Origin of the sequence: Paenalkalicoccus suaedae (assembly GCF_006965545.2) — a bacterium.
Lineage (GTDB): Bacteria > Bacillota > Bacilli > Bacillales > Salisediminibacteriaceae > Paenalkalicoccus > Paenalkalicoccus suaedae.
On the sequence record NZ_CP041372.2, the window covers coordinates 3,840,000 to 3,863,038 of the forward strand.

At 45.9% G+C, this 23,039-nt stretch carries 22 protein-coding genes; 8 read left to right on the forward strand and 14 right to left on the reverse strand.

Translation table 11 applies throughout. From position 1 onward, the window contains the following. Window positions 1–205: 205 nt before the first annotated feature. From FLK61_RS19320 to FLK61_RS19335, 4 genes are all read right to left on the reverse strand, one after another. Window positions 206–3,961: a DUF2252 family protein gene (locus tag FLK61_RS19320; RefSeq protein WP_176010969.1), complete on the reverse strand. Its 3,756-nt coding sequence runs from the start codon at window positions 3,959–3,961 to the stop codon at window positions 206–208. Window positions 3,962–4,679: 718 nt separating this feature from the next. Next, window positions 4,680–5,135, reverse strand: a complete 456-nt coding sequence (locus tag FLK61_RS19325) for a GNAT family N-acetyltransferase (RefSeq protein ID WP_176011319.1) — start codon at window positions 5,133–5,135, stop codon at window positions 4,680–4,682. A 24-nt stretch (window positions 5,136–5,159) separates the two neighbouring features. Next, entirely contained in the window at window positions 5,160–6,950 is a 1,791-nt protein-coding gene (locus tag FLK61_RS19330; RefSeq protein ID WP_176010970.1) for an alpha/beta hydrolase family protein, read from the reverse strand. Between the two features lies 1 nt (window position 6,951). Next, entirely contained in the window at window positions 6,952–7,458 is a 507-nt protein-coding gene (locus tag FLK61_RS19335) for an ArsR/SmtB family transcription factor (RefSeq protein WP_249777647.1), read from the reverse strand. A gap of 358 nt (window positions 7,459–7,816) precedes the next feature. Between FLK61_RS19335 and FLK61_RS19340 the strand changes: the two genes are divergently transcribed. The 3 genes from FLK61_RS19340 (at window position 7,817) to FLK61_RS19350 (ending at window position 10,555) form a co-directional block, all read left to right on the forward strand. Further along, on the forward strand, window positions 7,817–8,575 hold the full coding sequence (locus FLK61_RS19340) for an alpha/beta hydrolase (protein WP_176010971.1): 759 nt from the start codon (window positions 7,817–7,819) through the stop codon (window positions 8,573–8,575). A gap of 468 nt (window positions 8,576–9,043) precedes the next feature. Then, window positions 9,044–10,246, forward strand: a complete 1,203-nt coding sequence (locus FLK61_RS19345; protein WP_176010972.1) for a transglutaminase-like domain-containing protein — start codon at window positions 9,044–9,046, stop codon at window positions 10,244–10,246. 18 nt (window positions 10,247–10,264) lie between these two features. Further along, window positions 10,265–10,555: a hypothetical protein gene (locus tag FLK61_RS19350; RefSeq protein ID WP_176010973.1), complete on the forward strand. Its 291-nt coding sequence runs from the start codon at window positions 10,265–10,267 to the stop codon at window positions 10,553–10,555. A gap of 114 nt (window positions 10,556–10,669) precedes the next feature. On the opposite strand, the gene FLK61_RS19355 is transcribed toward FLK61_RS19350, so the two are convergent. The 4 genes from FLK61_RS19355 to FLK61_RS19370 are packed head-to-tail and all read right to left on the reverse strand — an operon-like array spanning window position 10,670 to window position 13,736. Continuing rightward, window positions 10,670–10,951, reverse strand: coding sequence for a hypothetical protein (locus FLK61_RS19355; RefSeq protein ID WP_249777648.1), 282 nt, complete (start codon window positions 10,949–10,951; stop codon window positions 10,670–10,672). Further along, window positions 10,941–11,597, reverse strand: coding sequence for a Type 1 glutamine amidotransferase-like domain-containing protein (locus FLK61_RS19360; RefSeq protein ID WP_176010974.1), 657 nt, complete (start codon window positions 11,595–11,597; stop codon window positions 10,941–10,943). Before FLK61_RS19360 ends, FLK61_RS19355 begins: the two co-directional genes overlap by 11 nt. Window positions 11,598–11,627: 30 nt before the next feature. Next, window positions 11,628–13,019: a HAMP domain-containing sensor histidine kinase gene (locus FLK61_RS19365; RefSeq protein WP_176010975.1), complete on the reverse strand. Its 1,392-nt coding sequence runs from the start codon at window positions 13,017–13,019 to the stop codon at window positions 11,628–11,630. A 9-nt stretch (window positions 13,020–13,028) separates the two neighbouring features. Beyond that, entirely contained in the window at window positions 13,029–13,736 is a 708-nt protein-coding gene (locus FLK61_RS19370; protein WP_176010976.1) for a response regulator transcription factor, read from the reverse strand. Window positions 13,737–13,899: 163 nt separating this feature from the next. Here FLK61_RS19370 and FLK61_RS19375 point away from each other — a divergent pair, with 163 nt between their 5' ends. From FLK61_RS19375 to FLK61_RS19385, 3 genes are read left to right on the forward strand one after another with little or no spacing between them, the layout of a single operon-like run. Continuing rightward, window positions 13,900–14,667 carry an ABC transporter ATP-binding protein gene (locus FLK61_RS19375; protein ID WP_176010977.1) on the forward strand — a complete coding sequence of 256 codons (768 nt, stop codon included), beginning with the start codon at window positions 13,900–13,902 and terminating at the stop codon, window positions 14,665–14,667. After that, a complete protein-coding gene (locus FLK61_RS19380; RefSeq protein ID WP_176010978.1) occupies window positions 14,654–16,519 on the forward strand; it encodes an FtsX-like permease family protein in 1,866 nt (621 codons plus the stop codon). Before FLK61_RS19375 ends, FLK61_RS19380 begins: the two co-directional genes overlap by 14 nt. After that, window positions 16,516–16,878, forward strand: a complete 363-nt coding sequence (locus FLK61_RS19385) for a YxeA family protein (RefSeq protein ID WP_176010979.1) — start codon at window positions 16,516–16,518, stop codon at window positions 16,876–16,878. Before FLK61_RS19380 ends, FLK61_RS19385 begins: the two co-directional genes overlap by 4 nt. A gap of 454 nt (window positions 16,879–17,332) precedes the next feature. On the opposite strand, the gene FLK61_RS19390 is transcribed toward FLK61_RS19385, so the two are convergent. From FLK61_RS19390 to FLK61_RS19415, 6 genes are all read right to left on the reverse strand, one after another. Further along, window positions 17,333–17,692 carry a rhodanese-like domain-containing protein gene (locus FLK61_RS19390; protein ID WP_176010980.1) on the reverse strand — a complete coding sequence of 120 codons (360 nt, stop codon included), beginning with the start codon at window positions 17,690–17,692 and terminating at the stop codon, window positions 17,333–17,335. A 23-nt stretch (window positions 17,693–17,715) separates the two neighbouring features. Beyond that, window positions 17,716–18,489: a sulfite exporter TauE/SafE family protein gene (locus FLK61_RS19395; RefSeq protein WP_176010981.1), complete on the reverse strand. Its 774-nt coding sequence runs from the start codon at window positions 18,487–18,489 to the stop codon at window positions 17,716–17,718. Window positions 18,490–18,551: 62 nt separating this feature from the next. Further along, window positions 18,552–19,679, reverse strand: coding sequence for an MBL fold metallo-hydrolase (locus FLK61_RS19400; protein ID WP_176010982.1), 1,128 nt, complete (start codon window positions 19,677–19,679; stop codon window positions 18,552–18,554). A gap of 48 nt (window positions 19,680–19,727) precedes the next feature. Then, window positions 19,728–20,123, reverse strand: a complete 396-nt coding sequence (locus FLK61_RS19405) for a DsrE/DsrF/DrsH-like family protein (protein ID WP_176010983.1) — start codon at window positions 20,121–20,123, stop codon at window positions 19,728–19,730. A gap of 12 nt (window positions 20,124–20,135) precedes the next feature. Beyond that, on the reverse strand, window positions 20,136–20,693 hold the full coding sequence (locus tag FLK61_RS19410) for a sulfurtransferase TusA family protein (protein ID WP_176010984.1): 558 nt from the start codon (window positions 20,691–20,693) through the stop codon (window positions 20,136–20,138). Between the two features lie 210 nt (window positions 20,694–20,903). Further along, window positions 20,904–21,140 (reverse strand): hypothetical protein, encoded by a 237-nt coding sequence (locus FLK61_RS19415; protein ID WP_176010985.1) that lies wholly within the window; start codon window positions 21,138–21,140, stop codon window positions 20,904–20,906. Window positions 21,141–21,366: 226 nt separating this feature from the next. Here FLK61_RS19415 and FLK61_RS19420 point away from each other — a divergent pair, with 226 nt between their 5' ends. Continuing rightward, window positions 21,367–22,377, forward strand: a complete 1,011-nt coding sequence (locus FLK61_RS19420; protein ID WP_176010986.1) for a nuclease-related domain-containing protein — start codon at window positions 21,367–21,369, stop codon at window positions 22,375–22,377. 235 nt (window positions 22,378–22,612) lie between these two features. Then, a complete protein-coding gene (locus FLK61_RS19425; RefSeq protein ID WP_176010987.1) occupies window positions 22,613–22,804 on the forward strand; it encodes a hypothetical protein in 192 nt (63 codons plus the stop codon). Window positions 22,805–23,039 lie beyond the last annotated feature (235 nt).

Here is a 23,039-nt window from a genome sequence, read left to right on the forward strand (position 1 = left end):
TGTGCTAAATTGGCGGAGAGTAGTGCTAAATCGGGTCGATGTCGTGCAAAAATAACAGGATATTGTGCCAAAACGAGGGAAGGTTGTGCAAATTATCCATTTTAATGTATTTAAACTATGATAAAAAGAAATGAAAACCAAAAAAACACCACCTGCGGAATTCGAACTTCCGCAGGCAGTGCCCCTCTTCTGTTACCTCATTTTCTTATCTTAAAAGCTGTAAAAATTGATTCGTCACTTGAGCTGCTTCCGCTCGTGTCGTGTGACCTTTTGGATCAAAGATGCCTTGACCCTTGCCCTGCATAATCTCCAGCGCAACCATGAGATCCACAGCTTCCGTTGCCCATGGACCAATCTGATCCGCATCCGCGAATGTCAGCGTACGATCGCCAGCAAGCTCACCGTGCAGGAATGATACCGCGCGCTGGATCATCACTGCAAGCTCCTCACGCGTCACGTTATCACTAGGACGGAACGCACCGTCTGGATTACCAATAACAAGCTCAAACTCTGAAGCAACCGCAATTGCATCAGCGTACCACGCATCATCAGCTACGTCTGAGTAAGACGCCTCAAATCCATCAACGTTCGTTAAGCCAAGTGCACGCGTCAACAACGTCACCGCCTCAGCGCGAGTTAAGTTGTCATTCGGCGCAAATTCCGACTCCGTCTTACCAAACACGACGAATTGGGAAGCAAGCTTTGATACAGGCTCCTTGGCCCAGTGCTCCGCTACATCCTCAAATGATTTTTCGGTAGCAACCACAGCATACACACTGTTTTGATTGCGATAAATATCGACTGATGTAGGAGCTTGGACGACGTTAGGTACAAACTGTAACTCCTCATCCTCTGTAATGGTAATCGCAGTAGCATAGCGTACCTCGCTTACGTCTACATCCGTTTGGATCGAACGCTTTACATAACGAGAACCGAAGCTCTTCACTTCCTCACGCTCGCCATCAACAGTAACAAAAACAGAGAACTTTACAGGTGCAGATAGTAATTCCACGTCTTCATTTTCAAACAAATCAGTGAGAGTTGGTGTCATCTCTTGCTTGTCGATACTTATGTCGATTGTGCCCTCTACTCCGTAATCGGCTAGCACATCAAGTGGCAACGCATAGCTACCTGTTGCTGCTTCCACATGGATTTCGTCAATGATGGTAGACTCTGTGAAGCTTAATGGAATTTCTACTGTCACACTCTCTTCGTCTGTTGCATCAACCGTAAAGATACCGTTAACTGCTTCTTCCTCCGCTTGGTCTAGATCAAGCTCAGGTGTTGGCTCCGGCTCTGGCTGCGGAGTTGGACCAGGGACAACTGGCGTTCCTTGCGATGGGTTTGCAAAGGATACATCGCCATTGTCTAATGCTGCTTGGAAGAAGTCATGATCGTAAACAGTTTGTTTATAGTAGCTTTCTGCAGAGCGAATCAGGTCGTCATTGAAGGTCGTTAGCTCTTCAAAAGCTGCGTTTGCGGCAGAGGCGAATCCTTCTGTAGATCGAGCGTGTCCGTAAGCTAACACGGTAGCTGTATCTGTTAAATAGTCATCAAACTCTTGCTTCGACCAGAAGGAAGACACGTCGAACTCATCTTTAAATGGCGAACGTTCTTTTACTAAGAAGGACTTGCCTGAAGCGTTCATCTTTCCCCAATGAATGTCTGGCTGATTGTGCATAAGAGACATTCCAGTTAGTGTACGGTCTGCATCAGTAGCAAACGTTCCTTCATCGAAGGATGTGATCCCTGTTTCCTCAAGAACAGAGGATAGTTGCTCTTTGACATCCAGTACAATATCGTCGCCCGTTGCATCCGTATCACCTTCGATGAGTACGTAGTAGCGGTCAACACCAAGGGAGCCTAGCCCAGCATTGTCACGGCGCACGATATCTTTAAACTGGAAGTAGTCGCGACCCTTTTCTTCTAAAATCTCAGCTGGAAGGCTATCGATATAGTCATTCCAGTTGTTTTGGATAGCTTGACGCTCCTGTGCGGTTACCGGTGACGTACGTCCGTAATTTGGATCAAAGATACGATTACCGTCCGCGTCACGCGTTGTCCAACGGTTGAGGACTAGTGCTGTCTCTTCGCCTTCAACTTCTTCAGCGGTTTCTGCAACAAATCCTGTCAGGTTGGCACTCGTTTTGGCGATTGTATCAACGTCAACAGCACCACTTTCGACTTGTGCAATAGCCTCCTTGTAGGAATTCGCAAAGACCTCGACCGAATCTTGGATCTCTTCTCTAGTAAGTTGGAGGCCCTTTGCAGCGTCATTCATGAGATACATACTTGTTGCAAAACGAGTCAGGTCATAGTAGAACGGAGCAATCCCAGACTCATCAAAGTCATTTAAATCATAGACAGAACCTTGACGATTGCCAAAGAATCCAACATTTTCGATGTGGAAGTCCGCTGTGATCCACGTGTTTAGGCCGTCCTGCTGCTTCCATGCTTCCGGAATCCAAACATTTCCTGATTGTACGTCAGAAAAATAGATATTTGTTGTTCCACGTAGGAATGGGAATGCACCATTTGCCATACCGCGGAACTTGCTTTCACGAATCGTAGCATTTGGAATGTAGGCATTCGCCTCATAAATGGTCTCAAGAAGGGACGCTTCACGTTCTGTTCCTGTAACAATGTCGGCGTCAATATCCACCGCTAGTCGATTCTTTTCTAGCACAAAGTCAACGTAGTCGATGGAATCGTATTTTGGTGCAATCGGAGTCAGATCACGTAAGTTAGAGTTACCATCTAACTCTAAAGCATCTCTTAAGTCTAATTCTGCAATTGGTGATAGATCCGTTATGTTGTTATCTCGTAAAACAAGGTCACGAATACCACGTAGCTGGCTTAGTGGTTCTAGATTAGTAATGTTATTACGTCTTAGGTTAAGTGCTTCTAAATTTTCTAAAGTAGTAAGTGGAGCTAGGTCTACCACTTGGTTTGTGTGTAGGTTAAGATCTTCTAAATTCGTTAACGTAGAGAGCGGCGTAAGGTCGACGATATTATTCTCACGTAGCTGAAGGTCCGTCAGCGCTGTAAGATTCGCGAGTGGTGAAATATCGGACACGCTGTTCTCACGAAGGCTCAAGTCCACAAGCTTTGTAAGGTTTTGAAGCGCGTCTATAGTGGTAATATCGTTTGAACGCAAGTCTAGCTCGGTTAGCTCTGTCATGCCAGATAGAGCGGTAATGTCATAGATCACGTTATTGCGGAGGTTGAGCTCTGTTAAATTGGTAAGCTCGGAAAGGGCGCCAATGTCCGTGATGTTGTTGTTACGGAGGCTTAATACTGTGAGCTTTGTAAGGTCTGCGAGTGAGTCGATACTGGTAATGTTGTTATCACGAGCATCAAGTTCTGTTAGTTCAGTCATCTGCATTAAAGCTGTGATATCAGTTATAGCATTTTCACGCAATTCCAGATCCTTTAATGATAGGAGCTCAGATAGTGCGCTAATGTCAATAACGTTGTTGCCACGTAGACTAAGTGATTCAAGCTGAATAAGAGTTGCAAGCGGCACGATGTCTTCGATATCGTTATTTCGAAAGTCCATTTCCGTAACACTTGTGAATGCTTCGATACCTGTTAGGTCACGAATACCTGCTCCGCGAATACGAATGCGGTCTGTGAAAGTTGCCGCTACTTCAGCCGTGATCTCGTCTTCCGGGGAAAGGTTAAGTAAATCGAGTAACTCTGCTTTTAATGTTTCGTCAGGGATCTGAACGATGTCAGTTGCCTCATCTTGCATAGCTTCTTCGTTTTGGTCTTCCTGCGAGTCGTTTTCATCGTCACCTTGAGAATCTCCGTCTGGCTCTTCTGCCCCTTCTTCACCAGACTCAGGCGTATCCATGCCGTTCTCCTGGTCATGCGGTGCCTCTTCTGCTGCTACCGGTGCCACAATGGATGGTGTTAACACTACTCCTGCTAAACCTGCTAACGCTACTTTTCTTTTCATGCTCAACCTCCTAGAGTTATCTTTACGTCCACAAGTCTAATAGATATGCGTGCACGTATGGGACGATTTACAGGATGTTTACAGAGATTTTACTAGCATGTTTTGACAGTAGACATATAACAAATTCGCTGAACAACTGTTCTGAATGGGTTTGAGTAGTCTTTACATTTTTTCATATTGTTGATGAATTGTGGGAAGGTAAAGATTATGAATGGGATGTGAATGGGTGAGGGGGGGTAGATTTGGGCTGGCGAGGTGAAGTGGGGTAGTGCTGAAATGCGAGTGGGTGGTGCTAAATTGGCGGTGCTTTGTGCAAAAATGAAGGGATGTTGTGCCAAAACGAGCGCAGGTTGTGCAAATTATCCATTTTAATGGATGTTAAATGATTTCAAAAGGGGTTTTTACCCATTTATTTGAATGGAGTCATACACATCAAAAAAAAGGGACGAAGAGGTTATCCCTCTCCATCCCTTCCTACGCGTATGGCAACATCCTAACTTACGCACCCCGAAGGATCGCCAATACTAACTTAGGAATATATACAACCGAATCAACTACCCAGCCTGCAAATGTGCTTACTGCTAACCTTTTGTCTGAAGTGTCCTTTTACACTGAAAATTCCTCCTCTAGAAAGTAGTAAGTCTCCTACTTACATATACGAACCAACGGGTTAAAAGTTCCTTAAAAGCGTAGATCGAAATGAACTCTCCCTTACCTTCTACAATTCCTTCGTAAAAAACAAACTGTTAGGATCCTCTTTATACGAAGCAAATGGACCTGTCTGAACGAAGCCTTCTCTTTCGTACAATCTACATGCAGGCTGAAATACTGCCATAGATCCTGTTTCCAAACTCACTCGCTCATACCCACGCGCTTTCGCCTCTTTCAAGATGTGAAGGAGCATGCGCTTTGCTACTCCTTTGCGGAGGTGAGCAGACGATGTTTTCATCGACTTGATCTCGCCATGCTTTGCATCTAATTCTCGCAGTGCGCCACAGCCAAGCAATTCCTCTCCATCCCACATCGTCCAAAAGGTGATTTCCGATGCGCGCAATCCTTCTAGGTCGAGCGCATGTTTACTTTCAGGGGGAGAATGCGCCTGCATGCTACGAATGTGATCCTCTAAAAGCTCGATTACAGCTACATGTGTTACGTCGTCCGTAATGATTCGCACCATACTCACCTCCGTCTGTTCATGCTAAGCTCGATGCTTTGCTAAAAATCCTAAAATCTCTTTATAGACGCGGATCTCATTTGCTTTTTTCGAAAATCCGTGGCCTTCGTCTTTTAGTACCATATAGTCAACGTCTGTGCCCTGTTTCTGTAAGGCTTCCACGATTTGATCGCTCTCCTCTTTGACGACACGTGGATCGTTCGTTCCTTGAATAACGAGCATAGGGCGCGTCATCGTTGATAAATACGTGATAGGAGAATCTTTTTCTAAACGATCTTTGTCCTTTTCAGGGTCTCCGACCCAACGAGCCATGACTGGCTTCCAGTGATCTGGGACAGAGTTGATGAAGGTAAATAGATTCGATACGCCAAATATGTCGATGACAGCACGGAAATAATCCGTATGTCTACCGTGTAAAAGGAGTGCCATGTAGCCTCCGTAGCTTCCACCCATCAAGAATAGACGATCACGGTCGCACTTCCCTGTCTCGAATAACCACTCGATTCCTGCTACGCAGTCGAGGCGCGGTCCTTCTCCCCAATCACCTTCCACGAGCTTCGTAAAGGTTGCGCCATAGCCTGTGCTTCCACGGAAGTTCGGAGCAAAGATAGAGTAGCCCTCTTGCAGAATCACCTGAAACATCGCGCGGAACGTTTTTCGTTCCGACGCCTGTGGACCACCGTGCGGCCAAAAGATGACGTGACCATTATTATTTTCTTCCTTGGCCTCAAACCAGAGCGCTTCGATTTGCTTCCCATCATAGGACTCGTATGTTACTACATCCGGATCCACCATCTCACTCTCTGTGACACCAGGTACTTGGTTGCGCGTTAGCTTTGTCCACGTACTATCCTTATGCACGTAAAGGTTTTTGGGATCTGTTGCCGACGTACCGAGTACATAGATGTTCCCGCTTTTTGCGATACTCACCTGATCGATCGCTTTCACTGGACAGTCTAACTTTTGATGCGAACCGTCTGTATGTACGCGATAAAGACTGTCTTCTACCCCTTTTTCAGTCGTAGCAAAAAGGCTGTTGAATTCGTTATGCCAGTGAATGTGTTGGACGCTCTCTTTGTCTAGGGAGAAAAATGGTTGGCGCTCTCCCGTTGCGAGATCATATTTAACGACGTAATCGTACTCAGACTGCTCGTTTGTGAGTAAATAGAGCGTGCTGTCATCTGCGAATACGGCGTCTCCGATAACATGTACATCTTCTGGATTCCCGCTCAGATCACGCTTTTCGCCAGTATCCGTGTGAATCAGTTCGGCTTTAATGTATGTGTTAGCTAATAGCTTTTGAGTGACGATCCATTTTTCATCCGGTGAAACTGCGGCAATTGTTGTTGCGCCGCCCTCTCCGTCGTAAAGGTGTGTCTTTTCGCCAGACTCTAGGTCTAGTCTGTAGCCAGTTAAAAAGCTTGGATTGCCTTGGCTTGTGCTGTAATACATCCGATTACCATGCTTATTTAGCTGCGAGAAGAAAAACTTGTCACTTTCCTCTCCTTCCACAAGCTTTTGCTTTTTGCCACCTTGATAAGGCATGGCATAGAGGTGATGATTTTCATCTCCGTCGTGATCGAATCCGCCGATGACAAAACGCTTTTCTGGATCCTCTTTTAAAGCCGAGCAGTCCTGCTCTGTTTGCGTAAACAGGGATGGATAGCCACCCTGTCCGTCCATCGACCAAATATTCATCTTGCCATTTAAATTCGTTGAAAAAAGAATACGTGACTCGTCCGCCGCTACCGTAAAGTTTGTAATCGTATATGTATTGAAAAACTGTTCTAACGTATGTCCTGGAAATGTGATCATGTTAGTCATCCTCTCCATTCGTTTCGTATTTAGGTTTTGTGCTCACGATATTGATACCTACGCTGTACTCCTGACGTGCCTCTCCGACTGCCTTCGTACTTCGTTCCACCCATTTTTCGAGAAAATCAGCGAACTCCTCCTGCATCTGATCTCTCTCACTAGTGGTAAGCTCTACTCTCGTCATAAGAGAGGTTGTATGATCAGAATCAAAGCTCTCTCTTAAAACAGGATCTCTTGCTTCATCTGGTGCGTAGAAAGTCCCCGCTACAGACTGGTAGTACTTCTCCATCACGCCGCCAACCTTGCGCTCCTCCACAAGTGTTAGAAGCTCTCCTTCGAGAAGCTTTTTGATGTGATAATGAACGTTGCCAGGAGTATGATCAAGCTCTGTAGCCACCTGCTTTGCCGTTTTTGGCTCTTCAAAGAGCTGCTTCATGATTTTGACGCGGAGGGCGCTTCCAAGAAGTTTAGCCTGTTTGACGGTAATATTGAGCGGATCTTTACTCAATGTAATCCCTCCTTCTAAGATGATCTGCAAATGCAGATTGTCTATCTGTTTTTACAGATTATCATAGATGGAAGAGGATGGCAACTAATTTGTGGGAATTGTTAGATTTTTTTGTCTTTAGTATGTGCCTTCGGTATCTCTTTGTGCCCCTGTCAACCTTGTTTGCACTTTCTACTGCTCTCCTTGCGCCTCGGCGGCCTCTGTTTATTCCTACTCGGGCTTCGTTTGCTCTTCCACTTTATACAGCAAACCTGCATTCCCAAGCGTCCATCACTGATTCATTTGTTAAATTATACAGATCAGCTTCTTTCACGCTATACTTAATTTACTTTACCTATTCGAAAGGCGGAATTCTTCTATGGCACTTTTTCAAACTAGCTTTAAATCAAAGGCTTTGATGATGCAGACGTCTGTTAATATTCTGCTTCCTGTTGGTATGAATGCACTCGATCCTACAACCGCTCAGAATGTGACCTACGAACGAAAAACATTCCCGGTTCTCTACCTGCTTCACGGTGCTACGGACGATCATTCCTGTTGGCTACGTTTATCCTCGATTGAGCGCTACGCGGAGGAAAAGGGGATCGCGGTGGTCATGCCTAATGCCGATTTCAGCGCGTATGTCGATATGGCGCACGGCAATGCTTATGGCACGTACATAGGGGAGGAGCTTCCGAGCTTTATCGAGAGCGTCTTCCCGGTTTCCACCGAGCCAAAAGATCGTTTTATCGCAGGTCTATCGATGGGCGGTTACGGTGCCTTCCGATTTGCGCTCAACCACCCGGACCGCTTCGCCGCAGCCGGCTCCTTCTCCGGCGCGCTAGACATGGCCTCGCGACTGCAGATGGAGAATCCCTTCACTGTCGCGTTTGGAGAAAATACAGATATCACTGGAACCAACAATGATCTCCTTCACCTTCTTCGTGAAAATAAAGCCGCGTCGCTACCGCGACTGTATCAGTCATGCGGGACGGAAGACTTTTTGTATGAGGATAACCTGACATTTAAGAAAGTTGCTGAAGACTCTGGAGTTGCGCTAACTTATTCAGACGGACCAGGCGGACACGAATGGAACTTCTGGGATAAGGAAATAAAGAGGTTTTTAGACTGGATTTAGGTAGTTTAGATACGGGCGTGGCTTAGGCAAAGTGGTTTGACTCTGTTTAAGCCGCTTTTTTCGCGCGATTCATGCTGATTTTCGCGCAGTTGACCCTTTAACTTACGCAGTTCCCGCCTCAACTTGCGCGGTTTTTTTCTCCTTACGCAGTCGTACACTTTTTTCGCGCGATCCGCTCTGATTTTCGCGCAGTTGACCCTTCAACTTACGCAGTTCCCGCCTCAACTTGCGCGGTTTTTTTCTCCTTACGCGGTCGCACACTTTTTTCGCGCGATCCGCTCTGATTTTCGCGCAGTTGACCTTTTAACTTACGCAGTTCCCGCCTCAACTTGCGCGGTTACGCATCTATCGCACTGTTCAATGGTTTAAACTGCTCCCCCACAACAAACCACTAAATTTCCCATTTACTTGAAACCACTCTTGCAGTTACTCCGTATAATAACCAATAAGCTTGAAGGAGTGACACGGATGGACTCATCAAGAATCACGTATACGTATGAAAATCGGAGCGATGCGCCGATGGAGCTGTGGCTTTCTGCAGCTCCTGGCACGACGGATATACAGTTTACACATGTGGAGCCGTCTCATGAGGAGGCGCATCCTTTTCTGGGGGAGCTGTTTTATTTTAGGCTCGACGCGAAGGAGAGCCTGCGCTACGAGGCGAATTATTCATCGCCTCGTGCGTCCGCGCTGACGGAGGAAGCGCGCCAGTACTTCCTGCGAAACAGTGCGCTCGTTCCTGTGGATGAAGGGACAAAACAGAAGGCCGAACAGATCACAATCGACGCATCTACTGTAAAGGAGAAAGTGTTCGCCATATTTTCTCACGTAAAAGAGAGCTTTAGGTATTCCTCGCAGATTAAGGGGCGCGGTACGGGGATTACGCTCAACACCGGTAAAGGTGACTGCGGGGAGCTGTCGGCGATGATCGCGTCGTACTGTCGGTCGCTCGGTATTCCCGCCCGGGTGATGGTTGGTGCGTTTAAGGGGTCGTTCCAGCCGCATGCGTGGAACGAAGTCTATATCGAGGAGGAGGGTTGGATGCCGCTTGATGTGAGTGTTTCGATGTATACGTTTTTCCGGCATCCTTTGCGTAACATTGGTTCGATTGTAAGGTGGGGAGCGTTTCGGAACCGCGCCCGCTACTTTGGAGAGATTGAGTCTGGTCGTGTGGTGTTTTCGATTGATCCCGAGCGTGAGCTGACGCCAGCTTATATCGATCGGGAGGACCCGACTGCTTCGATGACGTTCCCTGTCGGTGGCGAGGAATTCCCTTGGGGGCAGGAGAGTTTGGATGGCAAGGCGCCTTATATGCAGCCGATTTATCCGCGGTTGAACGGAGAGCTCACGAAGATTAAGCAGCGCGATGTGCTTGGATCGTTTCGGGTGAAGTCGAACCAGCTAATCGATTACGTGACATCTCAAACGAAGATTTTTGCGTTTACGATTGCAGCTGCGCTCATCTACCTGTCTATTGGCCTCAACCTATTTAATATTGCGTTGCCGAGTATGTTTGAGACAGTTTTGAGTGGTGCGACCGTGGTAGCACTCGGTATTTTTAGTTTGCTGACGCTCATTCGCCGTGAGTTTAATGTGCCGTTATTGATTTTGTGTGTGCTGTTTGCGTTTTCGATGCTGAGCTTTATCATGGGCTTGATTACCTCAGCCTAAACAAGGAGGATTCGTGCTATGAGTAGTGGGAGACACATCATTTGGAATAGCTTTGCAGAAACGATTGTTGTGGTGATTTCCTGTGTAGTGGTCGCGCTGTTGGCGATGACATTTCTCTATCAGGAGGCTGGGTACTATACGATGTATTTTGGGAGTTTGTTTTTGGAGCGACACTCCGTTGATGGCTTTAGTATTAGTGTTGGAGTGGCAAACTTTGTCCCGATTTTACTGACGGCGTTGGTGTTTTTTGTTTGTTATAGTGCGGTTCGCTATCGTGTTAGTCGGAGGAAGCGATTTGATCTGGAATAAAAAAAAGAGTTCGGTCTCTCTGATAGAAGGTAGAGATCGGACTCCTTTTGTTTATTGCTCTTAGACACTCATGTATTAAAAGAAGGCTACATATCGTTGTTCTCTCAACCTATTTTATGAATATACAGCCATCGCCATGAAAACTACCCAAAAGAGAAACGGAATCAGCGTCAAGATAACGCCCACCTTGCGCATTGATGGCTTTATTTGTAGGAATGCCCCTATGGCCCACAGTACAAATCCTAGCATGAAATACAATCTGTACGTAGGTTCATCTGTCTCCGCTATTCCAGGTCCACTCATCCACAGAGACATGAATAAAACGACGGTTCCAGTTATGGTGTTTAATAGATACCTGATAATGGTGAGGCTTATGTGTTTGAATCTATTCGACACGATGGATCTCCCCCTCTTCTAACGTATACACGCCACCAGCTCCATCTACTTCCACTAGCTCGCCGTTTCTAAAGTACGCGCCAGTCTGCTCGTCTAATGCAAGGTTTTGCTGAGGAGAGTAGGTTTGCACCGATTTTCTTACATGCATCTCTTCGTCCCACTCGGAATAATGGAGGGCGATGAGCATATCGCCAAACAATCCAAGTCCGGGCCGCGACTGTAGCTCCCGCTCGTCATTATCCTTGGCCGAGATTACGCATCTCTCGGGAGTAATTAATGCGTCGGCAGAAAATCCAGCGACGGGATGACCAGCCTGATAATGTGCATGGATAGCTTTATTAATTGGTGTATCTACGATGGAGTCCGCGTATCGATTCGTATCGCCACCGCCTATCACGATGCCGGAGCTCTGCTCAATAGCTGCAACCGCCTCGTCTATGTCTGTCGTTGGAAGAGGTAAGAAGCGACATTCCTGCACACGGTTCGCTTTTAGTAAGTCAGCATAGTAAGGAATGAAGTCTGCCCATACTTCTCTTTCGAGGACGAGAAAAATGACAGGAGACTCTGATTTTCGGACTTTCGTAAATAGCTGTGCAAGCTTATGTGTAAAAGGAGGTCCCCCTCCAAATAAGAATAAATGCTTCATTGATGAACCTCCTATAATAGTGGCAACGCGCTAGGTGGTATGCATCCCCTCTCCAAACCAAATCACAACCGTCGTTCCTTTGCCTAGCTCTGACGTGAGCTCGACGCGTGCATCGTGCGCGACGATGATGTCGCGGGCGATGGCCATGCCGAGGCCTGTGCCGGTAGTGTTGGCTGTATTCGTGCCGCGGTAGTAGCGTTCGAAGACTTGCTCCGGATCGTCGTCCATGCCTTTACCGTTGTCGGATATGCGGATGAAGCGATCTGTTACCGTCACTTCTACTTCTACGTCGTCTTCGTTATGCAGGAGCGCATTATGGATAAAGTTTAAAATAGCTCGCTTCATTAAATGGGCGTCAAAGCGGACAATCACTCCAGGTGCTTCTCCCACAAAGGAAATGAAGCGATGCTCGAACGCTTTATCATTTAAAAGTCCAATTACAATTTCCTTCACGAAAGGTTCGACGCGATTTTCTGTCAGCTGCAGAGGGAGCTCGTTGTTTCTTAAACGCATGGTGAGGCTTAGGTCATCTAGCAAGTCCTTCATGTAAACGGACTGGCGGCGGATGACCTCGGCGTACTCCTTGCGTTCGGCCGGGCTCACCTCGTCGTCCATGAGGAGCTCTGCGTAGCCTTGGACAGAGGAGAGAGGCGTTTTGACGTCGTGGGAGACGTTGCCGATCCACTCCTCGCGCATCTTCTCAAGCTTGGCGCGCTCCTCCTCGTGCTCGCGCAAGGTCGTGGCAACCTCCTGCAAATTCGCGAATACCGGACGGAAAATACCGGGGCGGCGCACCTTCACGTTATCAAAATTCTGCTTTTTTAACTGCGAGATGCGATCGATCATGGCGTTTACAGGACGCGTTAAGCCTGTACTAAATAGCAGGCCGACGATTGCCGCAATGATGATATTGACCGCCAGCATGATGACCACTGCACGAGAGGCAACTTCAAAAAAGGAGCCAGCATTGAGCATGAGCACGTAGCGAGCTTCCTCCGAATACGGAATCCCCACAATATAGCTATAGTCCTCAAACGCACCTAAAAAGTACGTGTTAAATTCATCGTCCATATATTTATAGTTATGCACGAGCTCAATGGGGCTGTAAGAATCGAGCACTGTATCTGGAGCAAAGTAAGACGTAACCACATCGCCGTCACTGTCTAAAATCTGTAGCCATGCGTCGTACTCCTGAAGCGCCTCGGTCCCCTCTGTATTCACAACAGGATCCCCGTCCTCCAGCTCCATATATTGACTAAATTGACGTGTGAATTCTTCTGCAGAATCACTACCTACTTCCCCTGCTCCCGAATCATTTTGATAAAGAATAAATGCAGCAATAATAAACATATTTGCTACAACTACGATCAAGACGATTGTCACAACCGAAAACAGGTAGCGTCCAGTTAGCTTCCACTTCATGTGTATCCCCTACTTATCCTGGAATCGATAGCCAAGGCCTTTCACTGTGCGAATGCACGTAGGCTCTGATGGCGTATCCTCGATTTTTTCTCTTAAGCGCCTTATGTGCACCATCAGTGTGTTATCGGCTCCAAAAAAGTCCTCGCCCCACACCGCTTCAAAAAGCGTCTCCTTACTTAAAATGCGATTTGGATTGCGCATAAAGCAGGCCATGAGCCCAACCTCCTTCGCCGTAAGGTCAAGCCGCTTCCCGTCCTTCGTAACCTCTGTCTCCGAAGCGTCAATCGTAAATCGTCCGACCGTTCGCTTCGTCTCCTCCAGCTCCACACTCGGTGTCGCTGCATACACACCTGCGCGTCTAAGCTGCGCCTTGACCCGATACGCCACTTCCTTCGGGCTAAACGGCTTCGTGATGTAGTCATCTCCGCCGATCGCAAGCCCTAAAATCTTATCAACCTCATCCGTTTTTGCGGACAAAAACAAGATCGGAATTCGTGATTCTTCGCGTATTTGACTGCACAAGTCAAAGCCCTGTCCATCTGGAAGCATAATATCCAAAATCGCAATATCTGGTTGAAAGGACCGAAACGCTTCGAATCCATCCGCAACGGTTCCTGCTGTTTGCACCTCTGTTAAGCCTTCCTTCTCTAACGCTTTCGTAATCAGCGTACATAAATCCTGCTCATCATCTACTACTAAAATACGAGGCTTACTCATACTCGTCATCCTTCCTAGCCGTTATCCTTGTTTCTTCCATCATAACAGGCTCTTAAGCAAATACCAGGGATGTAAGGATTTTTTAAGGTTGACGTGAGGCTCCGTTAAGAGCTAGTGGATAAAGTAGGAGTATACAAACGAACAGACGAAAGAGGTGCTACAAATGACAGCATTTGTACAGGTAACGAACGTCCATAAACAATACGGCAAAGGTGAGCAGGCAACGCACGCCTTAAAGGATATCTCCTTTACGATCGAGCACGGTGAGTTTCTAGGGATCATGGGACCATCCGGGTCCGGTAAATCAACGCTCCTAAACGTGCTCGCCACAATCGATGCCCCAACGTCCGGTGACATTACGATCGACGGGCAACAAATCGCAAGCTTAGAGGATAAACAGCTCGCTGACTTCAGAAGGCGTCATCTCGGCTTTATCTTTCAAGATTATCATCTCTTAGACTCTCTTACGGTGAGAGAAAATATTATTCTACCTTTAGCTCTAGCAAAGAGCTCCGTTAACGAGATTGACGAACGTTTACAGGCAATTACAGAAGCCTTCCACATAGACGACCTATTAAACAAGTATCCGTACCAGCTGTCAGGCGGTCAAAAGCAGCGTACTGCCGCAAGTCGCGCCATCATTACGAATCCAAAGCTAATCTTAGCGGATGAGCCAACGGGTGCACTCGATTCAAAATCAGCAACGGACTTACTGAGTCGTATGCAAAAGCTCAACGAGACAGAGGAAACGCTCATCATGATGGTGACGCACGATGCCTACGCGGCAAGCTTTTGCCGCCGTATTCTCTTTATTCAGGACGGTCAGGTATCGAGAGAGCTGTATCGTGGTACGAAAACGCGTAACGAATTTTTCCAACAAATCTTAGCAGAGCTTGCTCAAACAGGTGGTGGATCTGATGACCATTACTAAGCTTGCCTATCGCAACCTACGACGCAACTTAAAAAGCTACGGACTTTACATCGGCTCTACTGTCTTTGCGATCAGTATTTACTTTACGTTCGTCGCCCTCCGCTACAGCGACGAGATCCTCTCCCTTTCGGAGGTTTCCTCGCAAATAAGCGGATTAATGAACGCCGCGTCCTTTGTCTTACTCATTTTTGTCGCCGTCTTTATTCTCTATTCCAACGCCTTCTTTACAAAAAAGCGTAAAAAGGAGATCGCACTCTACTCCTTACTCGGCGTGCGTAAACCAACCATTGGCCTCATGCTTTTTGTGGAAAATATGGTGATCGGACTCCTTTCCCTCATGATCGGAATCGGGTTTGGGTTTCTTTTTTCTCAAGTTTTTATCCTGCTACTGCTTCAGCTAATGGGGTTAGACCTAGGCGCACTTGGCGCTGTAGAACTTTCTTTGCAGGCAGTCATTCATACTGCACTCGTCTTTTCCATCATCTTTTTTGTGACGTCAGTTCAAGGATACTCCCTCATTTATCGCGTATCCTTACTCGAACTATTTCACGCAGAAAAGAAGGGCGAGGCGCTACCAAAATCGCGTATTATTTTAACGTTGTTTGGCTTCGTCTTACTTGGCGCCGGCTATTGGATCGCTCTAGAAGATTTAGCAACCTCAGACATATGGCGATACTTTGGAATAGCGACTCCGCTTCTCATTATCGGGTTAACCGTTATCGGCACGTTTTTCGTTTTTCAGTACGTGTTCATCACCGTGCTACACCAGCTTAAAAAGAAGCGCAGCTTTGCGTGGAAAGGATTGCATTCATGGACGATGTCGCAATTACTCTCTCGTATTCGTGCAAATGCACGAACGCTCACAATCATTGCAACCTTGAGCGCTGCCACGATGACGGCAGGCGGAGCAGTATTTGGAACCTACTATAACATTGAACGAGACGTATCCAATTTTGCCCCCTTCACCTTCATGTGGGAAGGGGAAGCACAGGAAATAGATCCGTCAATCGTCGAGTTTGAAGCGCGTATTCCTGCTAAGAATGTTCGAGTCGAAGAAGACACTGGATTAGAGTTTTCATACAGCGTTCTTCCCTTTAGCACCTATGAGGCGCTCGCAAATAGATTAGATGCACAAACTTTAATTCCTCCAGAAAGCGGAACGGCTCATCTCGTTAATCCGTACTTTAATGTTGGTCTTTCCACCGTTCCAGAGACAGTGATCGTCGAAGACGACACGATTGCAATCGATGAGGTGGTAACAGAAGCCGTCTATAACGTCGAAACACTCGGAGGACTTGCACTCGTGGTATCTGATGAGGACTACACCGCCTATGCCGCTGACGAACAGGTGTATCGAGCAGTAACCGTCAGTGACTATCAAAATCAGCTCGCACTCTCGCAAGAGCTTGCTTTAGAAGCTGAGCAGTTTTCTAGTGCTACGCAGGATTACCAGGATAATCTTGAAGCCAACGGAGCCTTGTTGTTTGTAGGAAGCTTCCTTGGTCTTGTCTTTTTAGCCGCGACCGGCAGTATGATCTTCTTCAAAGTCTTAACAGAAGCAGAAGAAGACGCGGAGAGCTTTGCCATGTTAGATAAGCTCGGCGCTCCTCATAACGAGCTCATTCGTAGTATCCGTCATCAGGTTGGCATGATTTTTGTTGCTCCACTACTCGTTGCGGTTATGCATAGTGCCGTTGCTCTGTACGCATTCTCTACCCTACTTGGGCTAAACCTGGTCGTCCCAGTACTCATTTGGATGCTGTTATATTCGCTTGTTTATGGGATGTACTACGTTATGACAATAAAGGCTTACAAGCGCCTTGTTTTAAATCAAATTAGGAGGAATTCATGATGAAAAAAGTTGGTATCATTCTTACAGGAGCCCTAATCTTACTCCTTGCCGGGATTGTTATCCTAGCAACGGTCGACTTTAACCGACTAGGAAAAGAGAATGTATTCACCCAAATCGAAGCACCTGTTGAGATAGATGAAATGACCTTAGACTCTGGAGAGATCGTTTATACGTATTGGTATGAGGAGACCGCTTTCGAAGAGAACGGGTCCCCGCTAGACGTTCGTTACTCTGCAACACGCGAGCTACGAGAAGGAGCTTACCTCATGCTGTATGTCGATGATGACGGACACGTTACCTCTTTTGATGAGGTCGAGCTTGAAGACATTCCACAGGATGCACGTGGGTGGGAGTCTTAATAAATGAGTAAAAAGGCAGCCGGAGAGGCTGTCTTTTTTGTTTGTAATTTGGCTTTATGTATAGAGAAAAACCCGAGTTGATTAAGTTCCAGCCACCGCTTCGTAACTCCTTAAAAGCTTTTAAAGAGATGTTTTTGCAATAGGGGCTGATAGGCTGGCAGTTGATTCAAATAGTTTTGGGTTTTTCTTTAAGGTTAATGGGGGTGTTATGTTCCCTATTTAGATTTTATGTGCCGTATTTGCAAGTTATGTTCCTGATTCTAACTTTATGTTCCCCGTTTGAAAGTTATGGACTTTGTTCCCTTTTGGCATGAGGTTATGTTCCCTGTTTGGGTTTTATGTGCCGCATTTAAAAGTTATGTTCCCTATTCCGGTTTTATGTTCCTCCTCCAAAGCCACAAACAAAAGCCCTCGCACCGTGTGCGAAGGCTCTCCCTCTATCCAATCAAACTCACTATCTCCAAGCGTTCATACCGCCTTTTACATTGTAGATTCTCGTAAATCCTTGCTTTTTCAAAGCTTTAGACGCACTTGTGCTGCGCATACCGCTCTGACAAATCACCACGACATCCTGATCCTTCTTTAACGTACCTGCTTTTTTACCAATCTCCGAAAGTGGCATATTTACAAACGGTTTACGATGGTTCGCGCGGTATTCACCAGGTGTGCGAACGTCGATGAACTGTACGTTCCGATCCTTAAACTTTGCCTTCGCACCCTCCACGTCCAGTTGCTCAATCCCTTTTACGGGCATGAACTTCCACACAGCAAACGCCACCACTACCCCTACTAGTATCCATTCCATATCCTTCATTCTCCTCTACCCTATTTTCTGGCCTAGAATAAGATATCCGTCCAAATCTTTATCGCCGTGGCCGTGATCAACACCGCGAGCAAGAGCTGTAGCACTCGCGCCGGCAAGCGCTTGCCGAGCTTGGCTCCGAGCGGCGCAGCCAGGATACTCGCCACGATCATGATAGCCGCAGAACCATATTCGACCTGCCCCGTTGCGATTTTACCAACGCTCGCTCCGACCGACGAGATAAACGTGATCGCAAGGCTCGTCGCAATCGTCATGCGCGTCGGGATCTTGAGCACCGTGATCATCAGTGGCACAAGTAAAAATCCGCCAGCCGCACCGACGATACCTGACGCAATTCCAACAAGGAGCGCCAATCCAGCTGCAAGCGGACGATTAAACGTGATAAGTGATCCCTCTCTCTCAACCCCTTTGGGGAGAAACATCATAATTGCCGCGATCACCGCGAGCGTCCCATAAACGATATTAACTCCTGCTTCGGACATAAGATCGGACCCGAAGCTACCGAGCAAGCTACCCGCTAAAATGGCGATACCCATGTACAAAATAAGCTCCTTATTCAAATACCCACCTTTACGATACGCCCATACTCCCGCAAGTGATGCAACGAGAACCTGCACGGCACTAATACCCGACACCTCGTGCGCAGTAAAGGCTACGAGTCCAAATAAAGGAGGAATGTAAAGAAGCATGGGATATTTAATAATCGATCCTCCAACACCGAGCATTCCTGATAAAAATGAACCAATAAATCCGATGGCAAATAGTACAAGAATCAATACGATATCCATCTAACATCCTTCTTTCTACAGTCGATAACAAACCAAAAAAGGGGAGTAGCCTCCCCTCGCACTTATCTCACCGCACAGCGGTTTGGTCCAATTTCCATTTCTGTTTGCTCCTCGTGATCTGGAGACAGCTTCCCCATATTTACGTGACGAATTTGCTCATACGCATTTGGCTGTGGTGGTAAATTGTCTGTTACCATGCTACGGAATTCTGCTTCGTCTTCGATATTAAGCCCATGATTTTCGGCAAAAAGATCGCCTAAACGCTTGGCAACTGTGCCATCCTCATTAAGCTCCTCGATAATCATAAAGTGAGCTGGTAGCACGATTAAATCCTCTGCTAAATCGCGGTAGCGTGTGTAGAGAGTCTCACGTAGATCACCAACCCAATCCTCGGCAAGACCAGCCAGATCCGGGCGTCCGATGGAGTCGATAAAGAGAATATCGCCTGTGAGCAAGTACTGATTGTCGATCACAAATGACGTGGAGCCGATCGTGTGACCTGGTGAGTAAAGTGCGTTTACGTCAATGTTAGAAGCACCGATCGTCACATGCGTCTCGTCCGTTAGCGGCTCGTACTCAAAGATAACTTCCTCCGCATCCTTCGGCGGCAGGTGATACGTCGCCCCAGTTGCCTCAGCAATGTCGCGTCCACCAGAGATGTGGTCGGCGTGTAAGTGTGTATCAAACACGTGCGTAATCGTTACACCTTTTTTGTCGGCGAAACTTGTGTAGACGTCTGCAAATCGAACCGCATCAATCACCGCCGCTTCCCCTTCAGAAATCACCATATAAGAGAGACAGCCTTTACCTAAACGAACAAACTGATAAAGCTCGCCTCCGTTTGTTAAGTCCGATACTTTAATTGGCTCAAGATAGCTACTCCAAGACTTCATGCCACCCTCTAGATACGCCGCGTCGCGCCCTTCGTCCGATAGCATCTCCGCTACCATGATCGACGACCCTTCCTTTGCACAAACAACAAGAACTTCTTTGTCTTCTGGAATGTCTTTAAGGATTTCCTCTACGCCATCAAGCAGATCAAAGTAAGGGACGTTCATATAGCTAAAGTTGTGCCCTTCGATTTTCCAATCGGCGAATGCATCTTCATTTCGTACGTCTAAAATAAATAGATCCTCACGGTTAATTACCTTTTTTGCAATATCTTCTGCTTTCCATGTGTGTACTGTCATTCTATATACCTCCTCAGGTAAATGGGTTTTTGTCTTTTCTCATCTAAATTAAAACGTTAGTGTTGGTGCTGCATCCTTCGCGTATTCCAAGAATGTCACAGCTCCACCAACATCAATTCCGTCTACAAAATCTTCTTTCGTTAAATCCATCACGTCCATCGTCATTTGACACGCAATGAACGTCACTCCTAGCTCCTGCGCCATTTCTAAAAGCTCTGGAATAGAAGGTACATTCGCCTTCGCAAACCCTTCTGCCATATGCTCTTTACCTGCAGGCATCTCTAAATTGTGCATCGCTTGTTTGTGAATTAAGTTTAGCCCTTCAAACGTAAAGAAAATTTGTACCTCTTTATCAGATGCGGCTGCCGCCGTTGCAATATTAAATACTTTATAGGCATCAAACATGCCACCATTTGCTGCAATAATCGCTACTTTATTAGACATTTATACGTCCTCCTATAGGTTCGTTTTTGTTGGTCCGTCATACGAGGTCATCCCCGGTAATACGTTGTATACATCTGTAAATCCTTTATCTGCTAAGAGCTGTGCTGCTAAATCCGAACGCTTGCCAGTTCGGCAAACCACGTACGTTTTTTCCTCTTTATTAAGTTCGCTAAGTCGCTCTTCTAATTCGCCAAGTGGAATCGAGATTGCGCCTTCGATGTGCCCAAATGCGTACTCCGCATTTTCTCTCACATCAAGCAAAATACCTTGTCGATCGGTCTTCGCTACCTCGGCTAAGTCGACCGTCTGCTCAAATGACTTTTCTACTTCCGGCTCATTCGTCCCCTTGCGAATATAGTGCGCGAGCGTCTCTCCCTCTTCTGTTGTTCCTAAATATTGATGGCCCGCCGACCGCGACCATGCCGCGATGTCTGCCTTCGAACCCTTATCTGTTGCGAGCACCTCGAGCACCTCGCCCTCCTGTACATCCGCCATCGCCTTCTTCGTTCGCACGATCGGCATCGGACACGCCAATCCTTTTGCATCTAACTGGTGATTTGCTTGAATCATCTTTAGTACCCCCTAAGGTATGTTTTTATAGAAAATTTTTTTGGTCTGTTCGATCCTATGTGATTGTCTGCTTCTAGTATACCCATATAGGTATAAACGAAGTCAAGATGAGTGCTTGGTTGATAGCTGATTACATTCTTCATAGTATACCCCATCAGGTATATTGTCAAGAGGTGAGATTAATTTAATTTAGAGTAATTATGTGGCGGTTTAGAGGCGGCTGGCTTTTATACATATGCAGTTGATCAGGAGTTGCTTTCGCGCGATCGCAACTTCAACTCGCGCAGTTCTCCCTCCAACTTGCGCGGTTTTTTTCTTTCTACGCAGTCCATGCTCTTTTTCACGCGATTCACCCCGATTTTCGCGCAATCGCAACTTCAACTCGCGCAGTTCTCCTTCCAACTTGCGCGGTTTTTTTCTTTCTACGCAGTCCATGCTCTTTTTCACGCGATTCACCCCGATTTTCGCGCAATCGCAACTTCAACTCGCGCGGTTCTCCTTCCAACTTGCGCGGTTTAAAAAGCTACAACCATATACTCTAAAAATTCACCAAAATTATAAAGTAAAAACTGGATTAATTGGATAAAAGAGAGTACAATAAAGGAACTTATGTTCGTAATTGACTCCTTACTGATTTAGTAATGAACCTACTTATAAATAAGGAGGAGTTAATATGATAATTGATCGCAAAACACCACCAACTAGGTATCATCAGTATATTGCTTTGAAAGAGAGACTTGATAAAGAAGAATTTGAGCCACTTAATTTGAAGTATCTATCTTATAAGTCTGGCTACAGAGGCGAAACATCTATAGATTACTTTTTAAAGCTATTAAATCATGAAGAGTTAGTCATTATGCACGATGTGCGTTTACCAAATGAAGAAGATTTTTTTCAAATTGATACGCTAATTTTAGCAAGGAGCTTTTGGCTTGTGATTGAGTCCAAAAACTATTCCGGATCCGTTACAGTGTTTCCAAAATCTCAGCAATTGATTTGTTCTTACAAGACTGGCGACCAGACATTTGATGATCCTCTAGAGCAAGTAAAAATTGCTTCTCGTAAGCTTTCTAATTGGTTTTCTGAAAATGGGTGTAAGGCTCTGGGACGCTTGCCAGCATATCATCAAGTTGTTTTTACAAATAAAAATTCATCATTTACTGTACATAGCGATTTAGAAGTTATCACATCTAAGTACTGTAGGCCAAGCGCACTAATCGACAAAATTGAAATGTGGGAAAGCGAAAATCGGTCCAATAGTATCCCATTCTCAGAAGTTGTTCGCACGGCAACATTATTGACTAATTCCTATCAGTGTTGGATTCCTGATTATATGAAAATGGATTACTATGTTTCTAAAATGAAAAAAGGAGTTATATGTAAAACTTGTGGCAGTGAGAGGATGGCGTACATAGCGAATAAAAAACTGTGGAAGTGTATTAATATCGAGTGTACAAACACAAGTACCGATGCGCATCTTGATGCTATTTATCACTACGCCTTGCTAATAAATAAGGACATTACGAATAAACAGTTACGGTCATTTCTTAACATCGAATCACGCGATATATCATATAGAATATTAAAATCTCTGGAACTTCCCCAAAGTGGTACACCAAGGTTGAGAATTTATGACTTAAGTGTATTTTTGCGAGGTGAAAAAGAGGGGCCTTATACAACTTAACCAAACCGTTTTAACGGTTTGGTTTTTATTATGAAAAGGTTATTTTGTTCATATGTATTTTGCTTTTGCTCCGCGTTCATTCATAATACACGCGCAGTTTTAATGAGGCTTTTTAGCAGTTTCCTTCGAATAAAGTTGAAGGAATAGTTTATTTCAAAAATTTGTATGATGTGCATGTTTGTGCTAGCGTATTATCATAAATATTTTTAATATTACCGATTGGAGGAAGTCCATTATGAAGCGAACCTTAGTACGAATTATCACATTTCTACTTATTTTTGCAACTCTAGCATTTCTTTTAACTCAATTATTAGATCTTCTTTTTGATTATCGAGCACTAAGTATATTAGTGAGTGTAATCGGATTTATTGTTATTCTGGTTACTGCTTCTATTGCATCAAGTAATATTGTTGATCGGTTATTTTGATTGGGTAAGAGAGGAGAGCTCTGCCGGAGTTGCTAAGGTAACGATTTCACCTTGGCTTTCGCGCGATCGCGACTCCAACTCGCGCGGTTCTACCTCCAACTTGCGCGGTTTTTTCCTTCTTACGCAGTCGTTCCTCTTTTTCACGCGATTCACTCCTACTTTCGCGCAATCGCACCTTTAACTCGCGCAGTTCTTCCTTCAACTTGCGCGGTTTTTTTCTTCCTACGCAGTCGAT

Bases quoted from the DNA above. Each gene is read 5' to 3' on its own strand.
- FLK61_RS19420 (WP_176010986.1), top strand. From the start codon at position 21,367: ATGATAATTGATCGCAAAACACCACCAACTAGGTATCATCAGTATATT.
- FLK61_RS19370 (WP_176010976.1), bottom strand. From the start codon at position 13,736: ATGAGTAAGCCTCGTATTTTAGTAGTAGATGATGAGCAGGATTTATGT.
- FLK61_RS19410 (WP_176010984.1), bottom strand. From the start codon at position 20,693: ATGATTCAAGCAAATCACCAGTTAGATGCAAAAGGATTGGCGTGTCCG.
- FLK61_RS19350 (WP_176010973.1), top strand. From the start codon at position 10,265: ATGAGTAGTGGGAGACACATCATTTGGAATAGCTTTGCAGAAACGATT.
- FLK61_RS19390 (WP_176010980.1), bottom strand. From the start codon at position 17,692: ATGAAGGATATGGAATGGATACTAGTAGGGGTAGTGGTGGCGTTTGCT.
- FLK61_RS19405 (WP_176010983.1), bottom strand. From the start codon at position 20,123: ATGTCTAATAAAGTAGCGATTATTGCAGCAAATGGTGGCATGTTTGAT.
- FLK61_RS19345 (WP_176010972.1), top strand. From the start codon at position 9,044: ATGGACTCATCAAGAATCACGTATACGTATGAAAATCGGAGCGATGCG.
- FLK61_RS19425 (WP_176010987.1), top strand. From the start codon at position 22,613: ATGAAGCGAACCTTAGTACGAATTATCACATTTCTACTTATTTTTGCA.
- FLK61_RS19385 (WP_176010979.1), top strand. From the start codon at position 16,516: ATGATGAAAAAAGTTGGTATCATTCTTACAGGAGCCCTAATCTTACTC.
- FLK61_RS19395 (WP_176010981.1), bottom strand. From the start codon at position 18,489: ATGGATATCGTATTGATTCTTGTACTATTTGCCATCGGATTTATTGGT.
- FLK61_RS19330 (WP_176010970.1), bottom strand. From the start codon at position 6,950: ATGATCACATTTCCAGGACATACGTTAGAACAGTTTTTCAATACATAT.
- FLK61_RS19375 (WP_176010977.1), top strand. From the start codon at position 13,900: ATGACAGCATTTGTACAGGTAACGAACGTCCATAAACAATACGGCAAA.
- FLK61_RS19360 (WP_176010974.1), bottom strand. From the start codon at position 11,597: ATGAAGCATTTATTCTTATTTGGAGGGGGACCTCCTTTTACACATAAG.
- FLK61_RS19340 (WP_176010971.1), top strand. From the start codon at position 7,817: ATGGCACTTTTTCAAACTAGCTTTAAATCAAAGGCTTTGATGATGCAG.
- FLK61_RS19365 (WP_176010975.1), bottom strand. From the start codon at position 13,019: ATGAAGTGGAAGCTAACTGGACGCTACCTGTTTTCGGTTGTGACAATC.
- FLK61_RS19400 (WP_176010982.1), bottom strand. From the start codon at position 19,679: ATGACAGTACACACATGGAAAGCAGAAGATATTGCAAAAAAGGTAATT.
- FLK61_RS19320 (WP_176010969.1), bottom strand. From the start codon at position 3,961: ATGAAAAGAAAAGTAGCGTTAGCAGGTTTAGCAGGAGTAGTGTTAACA.
- FLK61_RS19380 (WP_176010978.1), top strand. From the start codon at position 14,654: ATGACCATTACTAAGCTTGCCTATCGCAACCTACGACGCAACTTAAAA.